This is a genomic window from Actinoplanes sp. NPDC004185 (genome assembly GCF_053603475.1).
The window spans coordinates 53266-73612 of the sequence record NZ_JBSGFR010000008.1 but is presented as its reverse complement, the minus strand read 5'-3'; the positions used below and the strand labels follow the sequence as shown (position 1 = coordinate 73612).

Here is a 20347-nt window from a genome sequence, read left to right as displayed (position 1 = left end):
AATCTCACCCTCGCTGCCGTCGCACCGACAGACCAGCCCTGATCACGACGTCGCGGCGCTGTATGTGGGGCCCCGAAGCGGGTGGTGACGGCCTCGGTCGCCAATGCCGGCCGTGTCGAGAAGCGCTGCCCTACCGGAGAATTTGGGGATACCGTGCAGCAGGGCTCGATCGATCACTCGAGGCGGCCCGCGCAGAGGGCGGCGTCGACGATGCCGCCCCGCGCGCCGCTGACCGACTTGTCCTGCAGCGACCCGGTCATCGCGGTGACCGTGAGGGTCACTGCCCGGCCGTCTTCGGTCGCCCAGTCGACGGTCGAATAACCGGGGATGTCACCGCCGTGGCCCCAGGCGACGCCCCCGCAGGTCAACGGGGTACGCATCAGGCCGAGTCCGTAGCCGGCGCCCTCGCCCAGGTCGACGACGGTCCGCATCTGGCGGAACTGGGCCGCGCCGAGCAGCTTGCCGTCCAGCAGCGCGAGCAGGAACGTGTTGAGGTCGCCGGGTGTCGACACGATCTGACCGGCGCCCCAGCCCCAGCTCGGGTCCATGACAGTGAAGTCGCGCAGGTCGCCGCCGGGCACTCGCTGGTATCCCTTCGGGTGCGGCCCGCGGAGGCGCTGCTCGCCGACGCCGGGCACATACGTGTCGCGCAGGCTGATCCGATTGATGACCTGGGTGGTGATCAACTCGGCCAGCGGGCGGCCGGTGACCTTCTGCGCGATCAGGCCGGCCAGGACGTACCCGGTATTGCTGTAGGCCCAGCCGGCACCGGCCGGGCTGGGCTCCGCGGTCAGCGCCAGGTCGACCAGGTCGCGGGGTTCGTAGTAACGGTGCCGGGTGGCGAAGAAGTCGGGCAGCTCGGTGCCGGGAACCTCGGTGAACATCACGTCGGTGTAGTCCGGGAGCCCGCTGGTGTGCTGCAGCAGGTGGCGCACTGTGACCCGGTGCGGTTCGAAGCCGGTGCCGTGCAGGACGCCGGGCAGGTAGGTCTCCACGTTCTCGTCGAGCTTGAGCTTGCCCTCGCCGGCCAGCTGCAGGACGACAACGGCGAGAAACATCTTGCTCGCGCTGCCGATGCGCACCTTGCCGTTGACCGGCACGGGCGCGCCGTCGCGGAGGTCGCTGACACCGGCTGTGTAGTGCCGGGTGCGGCCCTGCCGGTCACGCACCGCAGCCAGCACACCCGGGTACCGGCCGGGTCCGACCAGGGTCTCGAGGCTGCGCTGTACCTCGTCGGGGCGCGCACCGGCCTGCGCGGCCGGCGCCGGCGCCACGGCGGCCAGACCGGCGGCCACCGCCACCGCGGCGACCATCCGGCTTACCGAAACGAATGTGGACATGGCGAACTCCTCAGAACGGGATCGGGAACGTCCCGAATCGTTCAATGTCGCTCCACTGTGCAGCAATCCCACCTGCGGGCCGGATCGCGGAGGTGCAGGCTGTACGGCGATCGGGGTGTGCATGGGATCGATGTCTACCGCGCTGCCGCACAGACTGATCGGGCCACATCGGACCGATCCCATGGGGGACCGCCATGTCACACCTGCTCGCCACTGCCACCCGCCGCCGGGGAGCCGCCGCGCTCACCGCGCTGGTGGTGCTGACCGGCCTCGCGCTGACCGCCCTGCCGGAAGCCGAGGCCGCCACCGTCCCCACCCACGACCGCGCCCTGCAGCAAAGCCTCGAACGCCTCGTTCGCAACCCCGACGTCCCGGGCGCGCTCGCCTCGGTACGGGACAAGGACGGACGAGTCACGAACTACACTGCCGGTGTCGCCGACATCCGCACCCGCGCCAAGGTACCGACCGACGGCTACATCCGGATCGCCAGCAACACCAAGATGTTCACCGCAGTCGTCGTCCTGCAGCTGGCCGGCGAGGGCAAGCTCAAGCTCGACGAAAACGTGGAGACGTACCTGCCCGGCGTGGTCCGTGGCAAAGGCATCGACGCCGAGAAGATCACCGTCCGGCAGCTCCTCCAGCACACCAGCGGCCTGCAGGACAACTCGTTCCTGAACAAGGGGATCCTGCCCATCCGCGACCGGTACTTCGAAGCCCGGGAGCTGCTCGACTCGACCCTGGCCCAGGGCCCGGCGTTCGCGCCCGGCACGGACTGGCAGTACAGCAACGGCGGCTTCGTCCTGCTCGGCCTGATCGCGCAGAAGGTGGCCGGCCGCCCGATCGCCGAGCTCGTCACGACCCGCATCATCGACCGGCTCGGCCTCTCCGAGACGTACTACCCGGGGCCCGGTGACCGCACCATCCGCAAGCCGCATGCGAAGGGCTACCTGCCGGTCGAGGAGGGCAAGCTGCTCGACATCACCGAGTACGACCCGTCCATCGCCGGCGCAGCCGGTCAGATCATCGCGACCCCCAGCGACGTGAACAAGTTCCTCGTCGGCCTGCACACCGGCAAACTGCTCCAGCCGCGGGAGCTGGCCGAGATGCGCAAGACCGTGGCGGCCAAGCTGCTGCCCGGCTGGACGTACGGCCTCGGGCTGATCAAGTTCGACCTGAGCTGCGGCGGCACCGCCTACGGGCACGGCGGCGACGGGGACGGCTACGAGAGCCGCGCCGCCATCACCACCGACGGCCGCGCCGTCACCGTGGCCATCACCAACGACCAGTCGGCCGGCGACACAACTCTGAAGCTCATCGAGGTCTTCGACGCCGCGCTCTGCGCCAAGAAGTAACCCGCCTGAGCCAGCAGCAGGACCGGATGGCCCTCGCCGTACGCCTTCGTAAGCGCGGCGAGGGCCTGCCGCTGTGCGGAAACGCTCACAGCAGGAGCTTCATTCTCGTGGCCGAAGAACGGGGGAGTCTCGAACCGGTTGCTTACCAGGTCGAATCAATTTCTCTTTGTAGCTGGGTACTACCGATCTCGACCGCATCTAATTCAACGTAACCGATGACACGACCAGCCCAGCATCTGCAACGATGGGAGCAGCACTGTGCCGCAAGCACCGAGGAGCGCCGCCTCGGATCGCTTGGACAGCGGGGCCCCCGCCTCCACAAGGCCGTCTACAGTTACATCCGAGCGAGTCACTCCCCCACCATCGGAGTCCCGGATGTCCGCGAGCCTGCTGACCACCATGGCGGACCGCCTCGACGCCGCTCCCGGGGCACCCCTCTACACGTTTCTCGATCGCCATGGCAAGGAGATCGACTCGGCCGACCACCAGGAGATCGTCCGGCGGGCGGCCGGCACCGCCGACTTCCTGCAGGCGGCCGGGGTCGCGCCCGGCGACCGGGTGCTGCTCATCTTTCCGCCCGATGGTCTGGAGTTCGTCGCAGGCTTCTTCGGGTGCATGCTCCTCGGCGCGATCGCGGTCCCGGTCGCCAGCCCCGACCCGCGGCATCTCGATCGGGAGCTGCCCAAGCTACGGCACATCGCCGAGGACAGCGGCGCACGCGTCGCCCTCACCCATGCGAAGTACCGCGCGCTCACCGCGCTGGCATCGGTACGCGACGGCGTGGCGGGCCGCTGGCGCGGCCGCGAGACGTCGAGCTGGCCCGAACTCACCTGGCTGCTGTCCAACCGCGTCAAGCGTGCGGAGCCGGAGGCGGCCGCGGTCCGGCTGGCCCACGCGGCCGCCCAGTTCGGCCCGGATGACATCGTGTACTTGCAGTACACCTCCGGCTCGACGTCGGCGCCCCGGGGCGTCGTCGTGCGGCACCGGAATCTGACGCACAATCTCCAGCTGATCGCACGCAACACCCGGGTCGACAGCGAGTCGGTGCTCGTCGGCTGGGTGCCGCTGTTCCACGACATGGGGCTGGCCGGCGGGATCCTCAACGCGATGTACACCGGGGCGCGCTGCATCGCCTTCTCCTCGATGACCTTCCTGGCCGCCCCGCGTCTCTGGCTCGAAGCAGTCGATCGCTATCGGGGCACCCACGTCGCCGGGCCGAACTCCGGCTACGACTACGTGCTGCGCGGTCTGCGCGACGGCGACTCGTTCGACCTTTCCTCGCTCCACTCCGCCCTGCAGGGCGGTGAGCCGATGCTGGCCGCCACGATGGACCGCTTCGAAGCCGCGCTCAGCCGGATGGGCTTCGATCCGGCGTCGTTCGGCAACGTCTACGGCATGGCCGAGGCCGTGCTGTTCGTCTGTGGTCGGGTCGGCCGGAAGCCGACGCTGCTCCACGGGGACCGGGCCCGGCTGGATCGCGACGGCGTGATCGTCGCGCCGGCCCCGGGCGCACCCGCGGTGACGCTCGTGGGCAGCGGCGTGCCCGACACGGAGTGGGGCGTTTCGGTGATCGCCGTCGACCCGGTGACCCGGCGGCCGCGGCCACCCTACGCCGTCGGTGAGCTGTGGATCTCCAGTCCCAGCGTGTCGGACGGTTACTGGGGACGGACCGAGGAGGAGAACGCGGCCGTCTTCGCCGCGCGCCCGGCGACCGGGGGCGGCCTGGAGGACGGGCGGCGTTTCCTGCGTACCGGTGATCTCGGGGTTATCGGCGACGACGGCGAGGTGTTCCTCTGCGGCCGCCTCAAGGACCTCATCATCGTCGGAGGCCGCAACATTCATCCGCAGGATCTGGAAGCGGCGGTCGTGGCGGCCGATCCGATTCTGCGGCCGGGCAACGCGGTCGCCTTCGGGGTACGGGTCGACGGCGTCGAGCGGGTCGTGGTGGCGGCCGAGCTGCGCAAGAAGGTCCTGCGGAACGGGAAGGCCATCCCGCTGGACCGCGCGGCCGCGGCGATCCGGGCCGCGGTGACGTCGCACTGCGGGGTGCAGTGTCATGAGGTCCTGCTGATGAGGCCGGACAGCATTCCGAAGACGACCAGCGGAAAGCTGCGACGCGCACAGTGCAAGCACCAGTGGACGGCCGGCTCGCTGCGGTCGTCGGCGATCTCGGGACAACGCAGGCCGACGCGGGAGACGGTGCCCCGGACGGGCCCGGGCGGCGAGCCGGACTACGTGCTCCGGCTGCTGCAGACCGAGGTCGCGGAGGTGCTGCAGCTGACCGACCCGAACGACGTATCGGTGGACCGGCCGCTTCTCGACGTCGGCCTCGACTCGCTCGGGTTGATCGGTCTGGCCCAGCGCGTCGAGGATCGGACCGGAGCGCGCATCCCGCCGGCGAGCTTCAGCAACGACTCGACCCTGCGGGCGATGGCGATCTCGGTGGTACGGCACTTCGAGTCGGCGCCCTCCGAGCCGGGAGAGGCTCCGGACACCGGTGACGTCCCGTTCAGCGCCGCGCAGCGCCGCGCCCTGGAGCTGGGGCAGTGGGACGGTTGGACCCGTACGGTCATGCTCGACGTCCATGGGCGGCTCACCCCGGACCGCCTCCATCGAGCCGCGTCCGCGCTGGTCGCCCGGCACGAGGCGCTGCGCCTGCGGTTCCGCCGGGACGAGGGCCGATTCGCGCAGCGCTACGGCGACATCGAGGGCGGTTTCGCCGTCGAGGCGGTCACGCTGGACCGGCCCGACGCGCTCCCGCCGCTCCTCAGCGAGGAGCATCGCCGCATCAGTGTCGAGCACGGCCCGCTGATGCGTCTCCTTCTGATCGATACCGGCTCCCGGCAACGCCTGTTCATCGCGGTCAACAACCTCGTCATGGACAGGGTCACGCTGCGCATCCTGGTGGATGACCTGGACCAGCTCTGCCGATGGGACGAACACGGCGAGACCCTGCGGCTGGCCCGGACATCGGCGCGCTTCGAGGTGTTCTCCGGCTGGATGAACGACTTCGCCCGCCGGGGCGCGAAGGCGGATCTACAGTTCTGGCGTACTCAGCTCACAGTGCCACCACCGGCCACCTACGAGCCGCTGGCGCATCCCGACGTGCGGATGGAGGAACTGGCCACCGCCCGCCAAAGCCTGCCGCCCGAGGAGACACGCGCGCTCCGCAACGTACGGATGACCGGGCCCGACCCGGGCCGCGCACCGCTCGCCACCACCCTGCTCACAGCGCTCGTGCGGACCGCTCAGCGCCAGTGGAGCTGCGGGCGTCTCGTGGTCGAACTTCCCAGCTCGGGGAGACAGACGGCGGTGCACGGCCTCGATCTCTCGCGGACGGTCGGTGATCTGCACTGCACTTTCCCGCTCGCCTTCGAGGACAGCCGGTCTCAGGACCCGGCCGAGACGCTGACCGCGGTGAGCGAACGGCTTGCCGGTGTCCCGTCCGCCGGTCTGTCGTTCGACGCCCTCAAATATCTGAGCGACGATCCGGACCTGCGACAGAGCCTCCGGCAGGCCCCGGCTCCGACCCTTTGTTTCACCTTCCAGGGCGAGATGCCGACCCGGAGCCGCAGCGGCCTCTTCTCCCTGAGTGCGGCCGCCGTCGGTGACGTGCGGGGTCCCGGGGCCGGCGTGCGGCAACCGCCGCTCCACGTCGAATGCACGGTCGTCGGCGGGGCGACCCGCATTGTCTGGGAATACTCGCCTCGGCGCCTGTGGTGGACCGGAACCGAGATCGATCAGTGGATGAACGGGTTCCGAAACGAGCTCCACCAGCTGATTCGGGAGCGCACGGACTTTCCGGTCCATCAGACGTCGCGGTAGGCGGCGAACCCGAAGCGCGGGAGGCACGACGCGGCGCTCGACCCGGTCCTCGGCGGCCGCGATCGCCTCGGCCAGACCGGCGTCCCTGCTGGCAGGGGCATCGGCTACGGCTGTTGCGAGCCCAACGCTCCCGATCTCGATGGCCGCGGCCCGGTTCAGGTCGGGTTCCCGCAACCGCTCGGTGATCTCCTCCCGCGACGCGTGGAGCCCGCCGGCCGGCAGTCGCTCCACCGCCGTACGGCCTGCCGCGTGCCCGCGTCCCTGCCGACGTCCGCGATGATCATGCCGCCGAGCATGTTGTCACCTGCGCGGTCAGACCGTTGGGCCGATCTTGAGGGTGAGAGACGGCGATCCTTGCACCACCGACCGACCATCGTGGCGTCACGATCAGTCGCTACGAGCGTCCGGCCGGCGCCCGGAGCGCGCATGCAAAACTACGCTGATGAAGAACCTGCTCGTCATCGGCGGCACGATGGGCGTCGGCAAAACCGCGACGTGTCGTGAATTGCAGAAGATGCTTCCGCGGAACGTATTTCTTGACGGTGACTGGTGTTGGGACATGCATCCGTTCGTGGTCACGGAAGAGACCATACGGATGGTGGAGAGCAATATTGCTCACCTGCTCAACGGGTTCCTCGGCTGCTCGGAGTTCGAAAACATCATCTTCTGCTGGGTGCTTCATGAGCAGAGGATCCTGGACGACCTCTTATCGAAGCTGAGTCACGGCGGCTGCGCAATCCATACCTTTTCGCTGGTCAGCAGCGCGGAAGCTCTGTCGGAAAGACTGAGCCGCGACATCGCAGCGGGAAAGCGGGAGCCGGCAATCATGGAAGGCAGCTTGGCACGCTTGCCGTTGTACGACGGGCTCGACACCGTCAAGATCGACGTAACCGATATCTCACCGGCCGACGCGGCAACTCGGATCAAGAATTTCCTGGCAAGCTGAGCGCCGTACGACTCATGCCCTTCCCGGCATGACGATGTCGGGGTGAGCACGACGGCGCTCCGGTGACCGGGATTTCACCGCCTGGAACACGTACTCCATCGAGTGGCGGGCTGATTTCGTCACCATCTCGCTGGATGGCGTCGTCATCCTCGACACCCGGAAGCTTCCCGAACCGGTGACCATTCCGACTGTCCCGATGTTCCTCTACGTGCAGATGGAACCGGGACCCGAAAGTCCTATTCAGCCCTGAACAACCAGACGCCGAGCCAGGTGACGGCCCATGTGCACTGGGCCAGGTACGCGAACTGACCGGCACCGTTCCCGTCAGGCCCGCGTAGCCCTGGCCGCGATCCGCCGGCCGGCCCCACCTCCATAACCTTCCAGCTGAAGACCTGATCGTCCGATCGAGTGTCCGCGCTTCCTCGACCGATGTCCCCGGACATCACACCTAGTTAGTACTGGCCCCAGACCGCCGTGGCGCCCGAGTCACCAGTCCGATACACGTAATAGCCGTTGACCGCGGCCAGCGCCACCATCACCACGGCCAGCCCCACGTCGGCCACCCGTGGCAGCGAACCGGGCCGGCGCTGGGTGGCCAGGACCAGGACCAGCGTGACCACGCCCAGGGCCAGCGAGAACCAGAACGTCCTCGTGCCGAAGCCCATGTGATCGTTGATGATCTCCGCGCCGCGTCCCTTGAGACCCTGCTCGAGCAGCCGCTCATGCAGTTGGTTGCCGGACAGCATGGCGACCAGCGCGGTGATCGGCGCTGTCACGGCGAGCAGCAGAACCGCCCAGCCGATCTTGGCGCGCCATCTTCCGACCAGGGCGTACACGATGGCGCCGAGCGCCAGCAGCGGCACGAACACGACGGCGGCATGCAGCACGAGGGCGTGCACCGGCAGGCCGTTCACCTGGTCGAACACCGAGCACCTCCTTGATCATGGACCGGGCGACCGGCCGGCGCTTCCCTGGACGGCTCTGCGTCGACTGCCATCAATAACCTCCCTACGTACGGGTTATCTCGCTCACCTGACGCCTCCTTCGTACCGAGCGAACCTGAGACGATCGTTAATACGGCGCTCAGGCCGGTTGACCGAATAGGTCCCGTCGAACACCGACCGCGCGGAACGCCTCGTGTGCGCGCTGGTGCGTTTCTCGGCGTCCGAGTCCCCCACGGCGTCGGGGAGTTTCGGCCGGTCGGCCGGCTCGCGCGTCGCGTCCGGGATGTCTTTCGGTCCGCCGGGACGTATTAACGGTCATCTAAGGTTCGCTCGATATGAAGGAGGCGTCAGATGAGCGATGTAACCCATATGTAGGAAGGTCATTGATGATAATCAATGCAAAGTCGTCCGGGAAAGCGTGGAGGTTCGGGGCGGCCACCATGGCGCTGGCGACGGCGTTCGCTCTCGCCGCCTGCGGGTCGGACGCCGACAACAGCGCGGCGCCCGCCGCAGCCGGCTCGCACAGCGCACACAGCGCACACGCGGGCGCGTCGGTGGGTCCGACGCAGCCGCTGCGCGCCGGCGAGCGGTTCGTCGACCTGAAGATGGCCGAGGCCTACACACCCGTACCGCCGGCGGGCGGCACGGACGAGTACCGGTGCCAGGTGATCGATCCGGGCCTGACCAAGGCGCAGTTCCTGACCGGCACCCAATTCGCACCGGAGAACGTCGCCATCGCGCACCACGCCATCGTGTACGCGGTGCCGCCGGAGCGCGCTGCCCTGGTGCGTAAGCATGACGCGAAGACGCCCGGCCTCGGCTGGCAGTGTTTCGGCGGGACCGGCGTGCCCGGCGCCGACGTGGAAGGCGAGGACCAGGGCGCGACGTGGGTGGACACCTGGGCGCCGGGCGCCACGGAGACGCTGTTCACCCAGGACATCGGCTTCAAGCTGATGCCGGGCAGCCTGATCATCCTCCAGGTCCACTACAACCTGCTGGCGACCGACGGCAAGCCGGCCGGGCCGGACCGCTCGTCGGTGCGGCTGCGGCTGACGGACGGCACGCCGAAGACCCGGGAACTCACGACGTTCCCGTTCGACGCGCCGACCGACCTGCCCTGCGCCGCCGACGAGTCGGGTCCGCTGTGTGACCGGGCGGCCTCGATCGCGGACGTGACGAAGCGGTTCGGAGCGGATGTCGGCGAGTCGGCGGACCGTCAGGTGGAGGAATGCAACCCGGGCGGCGTGCCGAAGCCCGGTAACACCCAGACCTGCGACAAGAAGGTGGAGGAGCCGATGACGCTGTTCGCCGGTTTCGGCCACATGCACATGCTCGGGCGGGCCATCAAGGTCGAACTCAACCCGGGTACGCCGAAGGCCAGGGTCGTGCTGGACGTGCCGCAGTTCGACTTCGACAACCAGCGGCTGATGAAGCTGCCATCGCCGGTGGATGTCGGTCCGGGGGACAAGCTCCGGGTGACGTGTACGCACGACGCGGGTCTGCGCAAGAAACTGCCGCAACTGAAGAAGCTGCCGCCGCGCTACGTGGTGTGGGGCGACGGCACCAGCGACGAGATGTGCACGGGCATCATGACGGTCTCCCTCCGCAAGTCCTGAAGAACCGTTGAACGTCAGCTGATCTAATCACGGCATGCCGCTCGATCCGTCGCTGACCGATCTGATCGGGCGGTACATGCCGCCCGCAACGGAGGCTTGCCCGACGTTCACCGAGAACTCAACGTACGAGCCGATCATCGACGGGGTCAGCTACTTCACCGACCTCGCCGAGCACGCCGCCGCTCTGGGTGCGGGCGATGCCGTCTACATCGCCAGTTATCAGGCCGACCCGCACCTGGACCTGTCCGGACGCACGAAGGACGAACCCGGCTACCGCGCGTTCACCGACGTCCTCGCCGAGAAGGCCGTCGACGGCACCGACGTCCGCGTCGTGCTCAGCGCCGCGGAGTTCTCCCAAGGCATCCCGTGGCTGCCGATCGGGCCGTTCCGGGCCAACACGCTCGCCGCCCGCGAGATGCGGGCGTGGCTGCCATCCACTCGTGACGTCGCGGCACCGCCGTTGCGGGACCGGGTACTGCTCGACTGGTCCGGACCGTTCCTGGGCTCCAACCACCAGAAACTGGTCGTGTTCTGCCACAACGGCGAGCTGACCGCGTACGTCGGCGGACTCGACCTCTCCCCGACCCGTTACGACCACAACCCGCACCATCATCTGCGGCTCGGACCGCACCGCTGGGGTTGGCACGACGCGGCCGCCAGGCTGCGAGGGCCGGCGGCCGCCCGTGTCCGGGAGACGTTTCGCTCCCGGTGGGAGAACGCCGCCGACCTCCCGCCGCGGCGCATCGCCCGCAACCTGCCGGCGCAGTACCTGCGCCTGCCCAGCGGCGGCCGAACGCTGATCAACCCGCCCGACGCGCCGCGGGACATACCACCCGTGCCCGTGCAACCGGACCGGCCCGCCGCCGGGACCGCGGTGCAGGTGCTGCGTTCGTACCGGCCGTGGACGCTGTACCGGCACCGCGGACTGCGCCGGGTCCGGCCGGCCAGCATCACCCGGGCCGGGATCCAGGAGGTCTTCCGCGCCCTGGTCGCGGCGATCGACGCGGCCGAACGCTACATCTACCTCGAGGACCAGTACTTCCACGAGGCGCCTGGCGGCGATCCGCGGTTCCAGCTGTACGGCGAGTTGCGAGCTGCCGCCCGCCGCGGCGTCAAAATCATCCTCGTCGGGTCCGGTCGCCGCGACCCGGCCGACGGCGGTGACAGCACGGTACGCCCGGTCGTCACGCGCGACCTTCGCCGCCGGGTGCTCGCACCGCTGCCGGTCGCCGCGCGACGCAACGTGGTGATGTACCGCGTCGACAACCTGACTGTGCACACCAAGCTGATGCTCGTCGACGACGTGTTCGCCAGCATCGGCTCGGCGAACTTCTTCAGCCGCTCGATGGTGGGTACCGACAGTGAGATCACGGCCACCTTCGTCACCACCGGGCCCGAGGTGCGCGACCTTCGCGTCAAGCTGTGGGCCGAGCACCTGCGCACCGCACTGAGCGATGAGCTGACCCCGATGCTGGCGAACCTGGACACGGCCCTGGGCATCTGGCGCACGCAGTGGCTGCCGGAGGATCACCCCCCGCACACCTGGCGCCGGGCCGGTTCGCCCAGCGGTTTCGCTCCGGCCGAGCGGGTCCTCATCGCGGCCCGCTACTCCGCAGCGGTGCTACGCCGGGAAGCTCAGCGCTGAGCAACGACGGCCGATGCCTGGCTCCTGTACCGCCGGCCGCACGGGACTCGAAGCCGGCTGGACTGCATCCGGACCGTGTTCGCACTGGCGGAGGTCGCGGCACTGCTTGTGCTGAGCGGCGCTCCTCATCAGGAGACGCCGAATTCGTCCTTCATGACCTTGGCCACCGGCGAATCGGGCCGCTCGCGGCGCACGCCGTCGACGGTCACGTCGACAACCTCGTCGAAGAATGCGACCAGACCGGCGAGCGGAGACGCGTCCGGCAGCGGGTCCGGGTAGGTCCAGGCGAGGTTCTCTCCCACCGCGAACGACAGGTACATGGCGCGGCCCTTGTACGGGCAGGCCGTCACCATGTCGCTGGGCAGAACCTCGGCTTTGACGTCCTCGCGCGGCAGGTAGAACCGTGGGTACACCTTCGTCTCGAACACGACTGTCGGGGTATGCGACTCGGCGAGCAGCACGCCGTCCCGCTCGATGCGCACGTGCCGGCTGCTGCGCCGCGCGTCGACGCGGGAGAACGGGTCGCGCGGGTGCGAGAACACGGGCTCGTCCTCCTCAGTCCAGTCGAACGCGTCGAAATCGAACACGACATGACCCGCGAGATCGGGGTCGTCAGGGCGGAACGCGGCGCGCTCGCGTACGTCGTCCCCGACGCGGACGTCGTACGTCTGTCCGGGCGTGGAGTGCACGGCGAAGGGAATGCCGGGGTGCAACACCGGTGCGCCGCTCTCCGGAACGGACTCGACGGGTGCGAGTTCGGCGCGGACATCCGTGTCCGGGACGGCGTAGGTAGGCACGATGCGGCGCGGTTCCCACAGCAGCAGCGCGGCCCGACTGTCGGCGACGAGCCGGCCGCCGAGCCGGGCGCGGACCCACTTGCCCGTCGGTTCGTGCCGCAGCACGCCGAGCAGCCTCATCATCTCGTCACCGACGTTCAGACTCATGCCGGCCAGTCTTGCCGCCGAACCCGGGCTGGGGCCCATTTCGATCAGATTCTCGACTTCCCGCGTTGATGCGGATAAGACGACGAGCCGGCTCAGCTGTTCAGGTCGTGTACGAGGGTTGCCTGGCGAAAGAGGCAGTGATGCAGCCGGTTCGGTGTCGGTGGCGAGAACCCATTCGTCGGCGTGCTCGTCGATGACGAGCCCCCGTTGTCGAATCACAGATCCAAACCGGCGGAGAACCCGTCGCCATCACGGCCGGTGATCACGGCGCCGTCGGTGTGCCGTAGATCGACAAGAGAGCACTCACCACATGCCGGTAGCCGGAATGGTGCAGCGCCGAGGCCACAGTGATCGACTCGTCTGGCAGACCCACGACGCCGGTGGCCGTCTGGTGGCAGCGGCGCTTCCCACTCGGACCACCCGCGGAGAACGCCAGGTGATGTGACGGCGATCACACACAACCGATGGAGCGCAAGCGTGCGTCTTCCGGGCGAACACCCACCACGCTCGAGGGGAACCGTCATGAACAAGCTCATCACCACCTCCGCCGTCGCTCTCGCTGCCGCCGGACTGGTCACCGGCATCGTGACCACCGCCGTGGGAGCCTCAGCGACTGTGGCTGAGCCCACCGCTTTCACCTCGGCAGCCGCGACGGCCGCCGTCACGCACCAGCAAAGCTCGCTGGACCTCGCGACGGCGCGGCTGGCGTACGTCCAGCGCGGGGCGACGGTCACGGCGTCGAAGAACGGCACCGCGGTCGCCACCATCACGCTGACGGCGGCCAGGTACACCGACACAGGTGGGCACCTCATGTTCACGGTGGACGCCCGCCGGCCGATCCTGATCGACACCGGCATGTTCATCGTCTACGACGCCCGCGGCAACGAGAACTCCCCCGAAGCGTCGCGGGCGGTCAAGCTCGCCACCGGTCGGCACACCCTCAAGCTCACCTATCGCGACACCGCACGGCCGGAGGCTGTCGGATGGGCCCCGGCGGACGGCTCAGCCGTCTGGGTTCGAGCCACCGACAAACCCCTGGACCTGGCGGCCGAGCAGCTGGCGTACGCCAAGCGAGGTGCGACGGTAACGGCGTCGAAGAAGGGCACCGTGGTCGCCACCATCACCCTGGCTTCGGCCAAGTACACCGCGTCGGGCGCGCGCCTCACGTTCACGCTGGACGCCCGTCAGCCGGTGCTGGTCGACACCGGCATGTTCATCGTCTACGACGTCCACGGCAACGAGAACTCCCCCGAAGCGTCGCGGGCGGTCAAGCTCGCCACCGGCCGGCACACCCTCAAGCTCACCTATCGCGACACCGCACGGCCGGAAGCCGTCGGATGGGCCCCGGCGGACGGCTCAGCCGTGTGGGCCCGCTGAACCACCGACCCGGGCCGGGGACCGCTCAGGTTCCCGGCCTCTTGCCGGCATCGACAACACTCAACGCACCGCCAGCTCGGGAAGAAAGGCAGGCCGGCATGCATGCCGAACTCGAGGAGTCCTTCCGCGCCGTCGCCGCAGCGGAAATGGGACCCCTTCGGCGGTTCGCCCGATCACTGACCCGCGACGCCCACCACGCCGACGACCTGGTGCAGGGCGCCCTCGAGCGCATGTACGTGGTCTGGCCACGTACCCACTCGGTCCGCGACCCCGGCGCCTACCTGCGTACGGTACTGGTCCGACTTGCCATCAGCGAGAGCCGCCGACCGTGGCGCAGGGAATACAGCACCGCTGCCTTGCCCGAGACCGCATACACCGACACCGGCTCGGCCCATCAGCTCGATCTCAGCCGCGCGTTGACCACCTTGAGCGTCAAACAACGCGCCATCGTGATTCTCCGGTACGTAGAAGACCGCTCGGTCGCCGAGGTAGCGGAAGTCATGCGCATCGCGGAGGGAACCGTGAAAAGGCAATGCGCCGACGCCGTCGCCAAACTGCGGCGCGTTCTCGGCCACGAATTCCTCGACGACCCGCCCGAGCAGCGCGGCAACACCCGACCCGGCGCTCTCGCTCCGGCCCCTGGAGGCAACCGATGAGCCAACAGCCCACCGGCACCAGCCTGTCCGACCGGCTCAAGCAATTGCACAACCAGCACGAACCACCGCACCCTCCGGCCTTCGGCCTCGACGACGTCGTACGCGGCGGCCGCCGCCGCCGGCACCGGCGCACCCTCGCGCAGGCCACGGCAGGCATCGTCGCCGTCGCAGCACTCGCCACCGGCATCGCCCTGCCCCAGCTGCGTGCTGAGCCGAACACCCCCGGCGTCGTCCCACCGGCAACCCGCGCCACATCAGCGCCGGCCCTACCGGCCGTCGACCTCGCCAACGACGCACACCTGACATACACCAAGTCCGGCGAGACGGTCACCGTCACCAAGAACGGCACACCGGTCGCCACGATGACCAGGCTGTCGTTCAGCTCCACGAAGACCTCTGGTCAGGCGGTCATCACCATCGAAGCGGCCCGCCGGCTCACTGTCGACACCGCACTGTTCGTGCTCTATGACGCCGCCGGCAACGAGAACTCACCCAGCCAGACCAAGAAGCTCGCGCTGGACGCCGGCAAGCATTCGATCACTCTCATCTTCACTCAGACCGGTAAGCCCGAGGCCGTGGGATGGGCGCCGTCCAACGGCTCCGCCGTGTGGGAGAAATAACCCTGCGGCTTCATATTTCGATTCAGCAATGACGGAGATGCGTACGGACGTTGCATCATGCAACAGTGCGGTGTGGTTGATAATCGTTGGGAACAGGTCCAGGATGCGTTACGGCGTAGTGGTACGCGTTTCATTGCGCTCACCCGGGCCTCGGCAGAGAATCCGGGCGCGATGGCGACGCGGGATTGGACCGTTGCGGATTCGGCCGCGCACGTCTTGTCCCTTGTCTCTCTCTACCTGACGTTCTTCGATCCGGGCGCCGAGAAGCTGCCCGTGCCGGACCTGCAACGCGTTCTCTCGGCGACCACGGTGGACACCGTCAATCGGGCCAACGCCATCGTGCTGGCCAATCTGCCGGATCGCACGCTGGAGCGGATGGCCGGGGACCTCGACAGCGCGCTGGAACGTCTGCTGAGGGCGAGCGGCGCATGCGATCCCGGAGTGCTGATCCCGTGGTTGGGCGACGCGCGCGTGCCGGCGGTGGGTGTGCTCGCTCATCTGGTCAACGAGTTCCTGGTCCACGGCTGGGACATGGCGCAGGCTCTGGGGCGTGCCTGGCCGATACCCGACGCCGATGCGGCCTTGTTCTTCGAGCAGTTCCTTGTGGGGATGATTCGCCACGATCACGGAATCCTGTTGGAGACTGGTTCCCGCACGTCGAGGCGGCCGATCGGTGTTGAATTCCGCTCCGCGCTCACCGCGCCGACATTGCTCGTCTTGGAGGGCCGCCGGGTACGCATCGGCGAGCGTGGTGAGCCCGCCGATGCGCGCATCACGTTCCGGCCGGCTGGACTCAATCTGATGTTGTTCGGCAGGGCCAGCATTGCTCGGGCGCTGGTTCGGCGAGACATTGCCGTCAGCGGTCCGCGTCCGTGGCTGCTCGTGCCGTTCATCCGGGTCATGCATCTGCCGCACAACTAGAGTTGTGGGTATGTGTATCGCTGCGCCGCGGCAGCGCCGCGGGTCTCGTGTGGCGCAGTCCGCCGGCCGACCGTCGCCGTGACACCGGGTCGGAGCGAGGTTGCTGTCAAGCCAGCCATCCGGGGTCCGTGCCGGAATGCAGGATCGGTCGGATCTCCACGACGCACGATGTTGCCTCGGACAGACGTGCCGCGATGGTTTCGGCTCGGTGGAGGTCTTCACAGTCGACGACGTCGTAACCAGCCAGGTATGCCTCGGCCTTGAGGTACGGTCCGTCCGTCGCTGTCCAAGCGTTTTCCATCTGCACCGTGCGGGAGCGGTCCAGGGCCGCCAGCATGCTGCCGTCGACGTATTCGCCCGAGTCGAAAAGCTCCTCCACCAGAGCTGCGCGATCTTTCGATCGTCGATCCTGCTCGGGCCACGACATGGCATCCTCGGCCCCGGTTGAACGGTAGATCAACAGCATGAATTTCATATTGCGCCTTCCTCGCGGGTGGTATCGGGTTTACCGGCCGGGCCGGGGATCGCGGCGCCCACCTTCAGCCTTGCGCGGCTCTGACGCGCAGCTTGAGCCGCCGACGCCCGGCGGCCCGGGACGAGATCGCTATTGCAGGACCTGACGAAGGGACCGCGAATCGCGGCACTGCAATTCGCGGTGTCGAGCATGGTCCTCGCCTTCGTCGTCGTGGGCGCCGCCGGCGGAAGCGCCGGCGGGACTGCGGCCGGGCGGGGGTCCCGGCCACAGTCCCTGCGCGCCGGTCAGTCGTGGGTGATGGCTCCCAGGACGTTCAGGCGCGCGGTTCGGATGGCCGGCAGGATGGCGGCGACAACGCCGACGAGCCCGGCGACCAGTAGGTAGGTGATCATTTGGCCCCAGGGCAGGACCAGCTCGGTGATGCCTTCGCCGTCGAGCGCCTGGACCACCGCTGTGCCGAGCAACGCCCCGACCACCACGCCGAGCAGCGCGCCGAAGACACTGATGATTACTGCCTCGACCGTCACCATCCGCATCGTCTGCGCCCGGCTCAGGCCCACGGCCCGCAGCAGTCCGAGCTCGCGGGTGCGTTCGAGCATCGACAACGCCAGCGTGTTCACCACCCCGAGCACCGCGATCAGGATGGCCAGTGCCAGCAGCAGCTGGATCATCATGATGATCTGATCGAAGCCGCTGGTCTGCTGGTCGATGAACACGCTGCGGTCGGCGGCCGAGACCTCCGGGCTGTTGGCGAGCAGTGCCTGCACCTGCGGCAGGACCTGGGCCACCGGCACGCCGTCACTCAGGCGGATGAAGCCGTAGATCGGCTGGGGGTTGCCGAAATCGGCGCTTGCGGCGGCCGGCAGCACATAGGCGGCCGGCAGCGTGTCCTCCTCATACGTGCCCACCAGCGTGTACTGGTGCACCGGGCCCCGAGAAAGCTGCACGCTGACCGTTTGCCCCACGCTGAGCCCGCGGTCTGCCGCCTCCTGCGCGCTCATCACGGCCTGGTCAGCGCCGAGAGTCGTCAGCGTGCCGGCAGCCGGCACGGCCCCGTACACGTCGGCAAGTTTGGCCAGATCGGTTGCTGCGTTGACCGGGCGGCGTTCGCCGTTGACCTCGGCCAGGTCGTATGAGAGACCGGCTGCGCCGCGTACGCCGGGCAGCGTGGCGGCGCGATCGAGCACGGAGGCGTCGAAGGACGGCGGCCAGGACGGGTTCTGTTCGCCGCTGATCACCAGCTGGGCCCGTACGGTGTCCTCGGCCTTGCCGGCCAGGCTGCTCTTGGTCGACTCGATCGTCACGGTGATGCCGGTGACCAACGCGATGCCGACCATGAGCGCGGCGGCGGTGATGGCGGTGCGGCGCGGGTTGCGGCCGGCGTTGAGTCGGCCGAGGCGTCCCGGCAGCGACCAGGCGAAGATGCGGCCGAGCACGGAGACCACCGGCTTGCTGATCAGTGGGGTCAGCATGGCGATTCCGATGAAGGTGACCAGCACGCCGCCCATGATCGTCGGCAGAACGCTGTCGCCGGTGGCTGCCACCAGACCCACGCCGAGCAGAATCACACCCAGTGCGGTGACCACCCCGCCGGCAATGGTGATCTTGGTGAGCGGCCGGTCCGGGTTGGCCACGTCCTGCATGGCGGCCACCGGGGGGATGCGCGAGGCACGTAGTGCCGGGAGCACGGCCGCGATCATCGTCACCAGGACACCGACGACCAGAGCGCTGATCACGGCGCTGGGCGGCACTCCGACGCCGGCGAGTTCCAGGCCACCGCTGAACGCGCTGAAGGCAGACGCCAGTGCCGCTCCGACACCGACGCCGAGGATGAGGCCGACCACGGCGGCGATGAAGCCGATGACCAGAGCCTCGAGCAGGACCGAGCCGATGAGCTGGCGCCGGTTCGCGCCCAGGGCGCGCATCAGGGCCAGCTCCCGGGTGCGCTGTGCCACGATGATGGAGAAGGTGTTGAGGATCAGGAAGATGCCGACGAACAGCGCCACGGCGGCGAAGCCGAGCAGGATGCTGTTGAAGAACGCCAACCCGGTCTGGAGGTCACCGGCGGCTTCCTCGCTGAGCTGGTCGCCGGTCAGGACGGAGTAGTCGGCTCCTACCGCGGAGGCCACGCTGTCGCGCAGCTGCGCCGGGGTGGTGCCGTCGGCGGCCGCGATCCGGATCTCGCTGTAGAGGCCGGACTGGCCGAGCATCAGCTTCTGCGCGACCGGCTCGGTGAACGCCACCTCCTGCACGCCGCCGAGGCTGTCTCGATCGCCGCTGTAGCCGAAGACGCCGACCACGGTGAACTGCTGCTTCGGGGACAGGGTCAGCACGCCGACCTGGTCGCCGACGTTGAGCTTGGCGGCCTTGGCCACTGCGGCGTTGACGGCGACTTCTCCGTCGGCGTTGGGTCCGCGTCCGGCGGTGAGCTTGACCAGGTCGTCCTCGCCGATCCAGTTGATGCCCAGCCGCGGTGTGCCGACACTGGCGAGGACCTTGCCGTCGGCGCCGATGACCCGAGCGCCGTCTGCGGCGATGCGGCCGGTCGCGGTGGCCACGCCGGGGACCGTGCGTACCTTGTCGAGGGTTGCGGCGGGGATGGTGCCGGGGACCTCCACGCCGTCGACCGTGGCGACGGAGACCTTCGGTTTGGCGAGCACACCGACGTCGGTGGTGGAGTAGACGTCGGAGAACAGGGCGTCGAAGGAGCGGCTGAGGGTGTCGGTGAGCACGAAGGAGCCCGACACGGACATCACGCCGAGGATCACCGCGATGCCGGACAGGATCAGCCGCAGTTTGCGGGCCAGCAGGCTTTTGAGTGTGGAGCGCAGCATCAGCGGGCCGCCGCGGGTGCCGTCGCGTTCTCGTCGCTCGTCCGCGGTGCGGCGACCAGTACGTCGAGGCGCTTCATGGTGTCCAGCACCGCCTCGGCGCTCGGGTTGTCCAGCTCGGAGACGATCTGGCCGTCGGCGAGGAAGACCACCCGGTCGGCGTAGCTCGCCGCGATCGCGTCGTGGGTGACCATGACGATGGTCTGGCCGTGCTCGCGGACGCTGAGCTGGAGGAATTTGAGCAGTTCGGCGCCGGAGCGGGAGTCCAGGTTGCCGGTCGGCTCGTCGGCGAAGATGACCTCCGGGCGGGTGATGAGTGCGCGGGCGCACGCGACCCGCTGTTGCTGGCCGCCGGAGAGTTGGCTCGGACGGTGTGAGAGCCGGTCGCGCAGGCCCACCGTGTCGATCACCGTGTCCCACCATTGCGGGTCCGGTTTGGTGCCGGCGATGTCGAGGGGTAGGCGGATGTTCTCTGCCGCGCTCAGTGTCGGCAACAGATTGAACTGCTGGAAGATGAATCCGATCTTGTCACGGCGCAGCCGGGTCAGCGCCTTGTCGCCCTGACCGCTGAGTTCGGTGTCGCCGATGTGCACCGTGCCTTTGGTGGCGACGTCGAGGCCGGCCAGGCAGTGCATGAGCGTCGACTTCCCGCTGCCGGACGGGCCCATGATGGCGGTGAACTGCCCCCGCCCGAATTCGGCGGTCACGCCGCGCAGGGCGGTGACCTCCGCCGCGCCGCTGCCGTACACCTTCCAGACGTCACCAGCCCGCGCCGCCGCTGTCACGTCGTTCTTTTCGATCACCGTCACCGGTCCACCTCATCGATATGGAATCCCGCCGGCCGCGAACTCCGGC

General features: G+C 68.6%; 15 protein-coding genes and 1 pseudogene. 10 read left to right on the top strand and 6 right to left on the bottom strand.

The features are described 5' to 3' along the window. Positions 1-173: 173 nt before the first annotated feature. A complete protein-coding gene (locus ACWEOZ_RS10565) occupies positions 174-1340 on the bottom strand; it encodes a serine hydrolase domain-containing protein (protein ID WP_451910467.1) in 1167 nt (388 codons plus the stop codon). Positions 1341-1534: 194 nt separating this feature from the next. On the opposite strand from ACWEOZ_RS10565, the gene ACWEOZ_RS10560 reads away from it, so the two are divergent. The 4 genes and pseudogenes from ACWEOZ_RS10560 to ACWEOZ_RS10545 form a co-directional block, all read left to right on the top strand. Next, the gene (locus tag ACWEOZ_RS10560; protein WP_451910466.1) at positions 1535-2692 is read left to right on the top strand and encodes a serine hydrolase domain-containing protein; all 1158 of its coding nucleotides are present in this window, start codon (positions 1535-1537) and stop codon (positions 2690-2692) included. Between the two features lie 375 nt (positions 2693-3067). Beyond that, positions 3068-6517 carry an AMP-binding protein gene (locus ACWEOZ_RS10555; protein ID WP_451910465.1) on the top strand — a complete coding sequence of 1150 codons (3450 nt, stop codon included), beginning with the start codon at positions 3068-3070 and terminating at the stop codon, positions 6515-6517. Positions 6518-6959: 442 nt separating this feature from the next. Then, a complete protein-coding gene (locus ACWEOZ_RS10550) occupies positions 6960-7463 on the top strand; it encodes an AAA family ATPase (RefSeq protein ID WP_451910464.1) in 504 nt (167 codons plus the stop codon). Between the two features lie 85 nt (positions 7464-7548). Continuing rightward, positions 7549-7713: pseudogene (locus ACWEOZ_RS10545) on the top strand (hypothetical protein); the annotation flags it as partial. A gap of 202 nt (positions 7714-7915) precedes the next feature. On the opposite strand, the gene ACWEOZ_RS10540 reads toward ACWEOZ_RS10545, so the two are convergent. Then, positions 7916-8389: a DUF2231 domain-containing protein gene (locus ACWEOZ_RS10540; protein WP_451910463.1), complete on the bottom strand. Its 474-nt coding sequence runs from the start codon at positions 8387-8389 to the stop codon at positions 7916-7918. A gap of 353 nt (positions 8390-8742) precedes the next feature. Between ACWEOZ_RS10540 and ACWEOZ_RS10535 the strand changes: the two genes are divergently transcribed. After that, entirely contained in the window at positions 8743-10023 is a 1281-nt protein-coding gene (locus tag ACWEOZ_RS10535; RefSeq protein ID WP_451910462.1) for a monooxygenase, read from the top strand. A gap of 34 nt (positions 10024-10057) precedes the next feature. Next, a complete protein-coding gene (locus tag ACWEOZ_RS10530) occupies positions 10058-11668 on the top strand; it encodes a phospholipase D-like domain-containing protein (protein ID WP_451910461.1) in 1611 nt (536 codons plus the stop codon). Positions 11669-11796: 128 nt separating this feature from the next. On the opposite strand, the gene ACWEOZ_RS10525 is transcribed toward ACWEOZ_RS10530, so the two are convergent. Further along, positions 11797-12831, bottom strand: a complete 1035-nt coding sequence (locus ACWEOZ_RS10525) for a DUF427 domain-containing protein (protein WP_451910460.1) — start codon at positions 12829-12831, stop codon at positions 11797-11799. A 303-nt stretch (positions 12832-13134) separates the two neighbouring features. Between ACWEOZ_RS10525 and ACWEOZ_RS10520 the strand changes: the two genes are divergently transcribed. The 4 genes from ACWEOZ_RS10520 (at position 13135) to ACWEOZ_RS10505 (ending at position 16186) form a co-directional block, all read left to right on the top strand. Further along, complete coding sequence (locus tag ACWEOZ_RS10520) at positions 13135-13989, top strand: hypothetical protein (protein WP_451910459.1); 855 nt, start codon at positions 13135-13137, stop codon at positions 13987-13989. A gap of 98 nt (positions 13990-14087) precedes the next feature. Further along, on the top strand, positions 14088-14645 hold the full coding sequence (locus tag ACWEOZ_RS10515) for a SigE family RNA polymerase sigma factor (protein ID WP_451910458.1): 558 nt from the start codon (positions 14088-14090) through the stop codon (positions 14643-14645). Further along, the gene (locus tag ACWEOZ_RS10510; RefSeq protein ID WP_451910457.1) at positions 14642-15265 is read left to right on the top strand and encodes a hypothetical protein; all 624 of its coding nucleotides are present in this window, start codon (positions 14642-14644) and stop codon (positions 15263-15265) included. The genes ACWEOZ_RS10515 and ACWEOZ_RS10510 overlap by 4 nt, the downstream gene beginning before the upstream one ends. 171 nt (positions 15266-15436) lie before the next feature. After that, positions 15437-16186, top strand: coding sequence for a maleylpyruvate isomerase N-terminal domain-containing protein (locus tag ACWEOZ_RS10505; RefSeq protein WP_451910456.1), 750 nt, complete (start codon positions 15437-15439; stop codon positions 16184-16186). Positions 16187-16292: 106 nt separating this feature from the next. On the opposite strand, the gene ACWEOZ_RS10500 is transcribed toward ACWEOZ_RS10505, so the two are convergent. From ACWEOZ_RS10500 to ACWEOZ_RS10490, 3 genes are all read right to left on the bottom strand, one after another. Continuing rightward, positions 16293-16661 (bottom strand): YciI family protein, encoded by a 369-nt coding sequence (locus tag ACWEOZ_RS10500; protein ID WP_451910455.1) that lies wholly within the window; start codon positions 16659-16661, stop codon positions 16293-16295. Positions 16662-16945: 284 nt separating this feature from the next. Further along, the gene (locus tag ACWEOZ_RS10495; protein ID WP_451910454.1) at positions 16946-19495 is read right to left on the bottom strand and encodes an ABC transporter permease; all 2550 of its coding nucleotides are present in this window, start codon (positions 19493-19495) and stop codon (positions 16946-16948) included. After that, the gene (locus ACWEOZ_RS10490) at positions 19495-20301 is read right to left on the bottom strand and encodes an ABC transporter ATP-binding protein (RefSeq protein WP_451910453.1); all 807 of its coding nucleotides are present in this window, start codon (positions 20299-20301) and stop codon (positions 19495-19497) included. Before ACWEOZ_RS10490 ends, ACWEOZ_RS10495 begins: the two co-directional genes overlap by 1 nt. Positions 20302-20347 lie beyond the last annotated feature (46 nt).